Source organism: Bradyrhizobium sp. Rc2d, from assembly GCF_900099855.1.
GTDB lineage: Bacteria > Pseudomonadota > Alphaproteobacteria > Rhizobiales > Xanthobacteraceae > Bradyrhizobium.
Window position 1 is genome coordinate 1 of sequence record NZ_FNCU01000111.1, and the last position, 1,630, is coordinate 1,630.

2 protein-coding genes are annotated in these 1,630 nt (G+C 62.0%); one reads left to right on the forward strand and one right to left on the reverse strand.

What is annotated here, in order from left to right; genetic code table 11:
• A partial coding sequence (ku, locus tag BLV07_RS45705) for a non-homologous end joining protein Ku (protein WP_091899143.1) occupies positions 1 to 578 on the reverse strand: 578 nt, incomplete at its 3' end.
• 168 nt (positions 579 to 746) lie between these two features.
• Here ku and BLV07_RS50230 point away from each other — a divergent pair.
• Positions 747 to 905: a hypothetical protein gene (locus BLV07_RS50230; protein WP_349525718.1), complete on the forward strand. Its 159-nt coding sequence runs from the start codon at positions 747 to 749 to the stop codon at positions 903 to 905.
• Positions 906 to 1,630: the final 725 nt, after the last annotated feature.

A 1,630-nucleotide genomic window follows, 5' to 3' on the forward strand; every position in this document is an offset into this window, starting at 1 on the left:
AGCATGTCCTTGGTGACCTTCACGTCCTGGATCTCGTCGAAATATTCCTGCTCGCTCCGCACCTCGTAGGGGTAGCGCAGCAGCGTGCCGACCAGGCCCTTGTCCATGGGTTCGAGTGCGATGAGGTGCTCGCGGTTGGTCAGCACCACCCGCCCGATCGCAACCTTGTCCATCTCGCGGATTGTCTCGCGGATCACCGCGAAGGCGTCGTGGCCGACCTTGCCGTCCGGGCGGATGTAGTACGGCCGGATCAGGTAGCGCGGATCGATGTCGGTCCTGTCGACGAACTCGTCGATCTCGATGGTGCGCGTCGACTCCAGCGCGATCTCCTCGAGCTCCTCTTTGGAGACCTCGATGTACTGCCCTTTGTCGAGCTCATAGCCCTTGACGATATCCTCGTTGGGCACCTCGTCGCCGGTATCGGCATCGACCTTCAGGTACTTGATGCGATGGCCCGTCTGCCGGTTGAGCTGGTTGAAGCTGATCTTCTCGCTGTCGGATGTGGCTGGATAGAGCGCCACGGGACAGGTGACGAGGGAGAGCCTCAAGAAGCCCTTCCAATTAGCGCGCGGGGCCATGTGACGCAGAACTCCGTTGGGGCAGGCCTGGATTCAAGACGAACGGCAGGCGCCAGTTCCGACAGGCCGGCCTGCCAACCCCGATATTCATCCGACGTCCGCCGCCGCGGCATGGGAATTCGGGAAAGGATCTCTTGACTCTTCTGAACAAAACGGGAACATCATCGGATGAACGCCACCTCCGAGGCAGGCCGGGCCGGCGCCGACGATCTCGAGGCCGCCGCCGACCATGCGATCGCGGCCTGCGGCGGCGACGCGCGGGAAGCCGTGAAGGCCCTGATCGTCGCCAACGACTTCCTCGAGGCAAACTCGACGGGCTCCGGATGAAGGTATCGACGGGCTACGCCCGGGGACGGCTCCCAGGGGCGCGCGAGCAGAGGAGCGAACGGCTTCCAGCGTTGCTGGCACAGCGATGATATCGGGTTTGAGCAGAGCCACCATCTCCTCAATCGATGGTACGCGGTCCCGGAGGATGTCCGTTCGCCGAATGATATCGATGTTACGGCCTTGCTCGTAGCCGAAGTCCGAGAGCCCCTTAACGAAATTGCCGAACACCAAGTCTACCATGAATTGGGGAAACTTCACCCCTGGAGGCGCAGCTCCCGCCCATGCGATGAGCGGACGTTTTCGCACGAGCTGCGCCCTTGAGCCTCGACCAAACAATGTCGATCCTGCTGCGGCGCCAAAAACGCTGAGATATCCGAGGAACTCCCGCCGTCGCATGTGTCCCCCCTGTACGGGCCACGCTATTGGGTGGTGAGGTTAGCATCCTTGCAACGGTCTGTGCGGCAATTTAGCGAGCCTGTTGCCCCAAGCGGCAATTGCCGGAGGAATGATCGACATGGGTCACGAGCGTCGCCCTCTGCGATTGACGGTGGCCTGTCTAAGTCCGCTATACCCCGTTAGCGACCGAGCATGCCTGACGGTGCAATATGTCGCGACGGGCCATGTGTGGACGGCTCCGGGTTGGCAAGGAGAATCTTCACTTTGCGGCGTTGGTCGGAGCGGCCATGTGTTCGGCCTGTTTGCGCGGTTCACGTGACCGCTGGCCA

What these genes read in the sequence shown, in the direction of transcription:
- BLV07_RS50230 (WP_349525718.1), top strand. Translation starts at nt 747, where the DNA reads ATGAACGCCACCTCCGAGGCAGGCCGGGCCGGCGCCGACGATCTCGAG.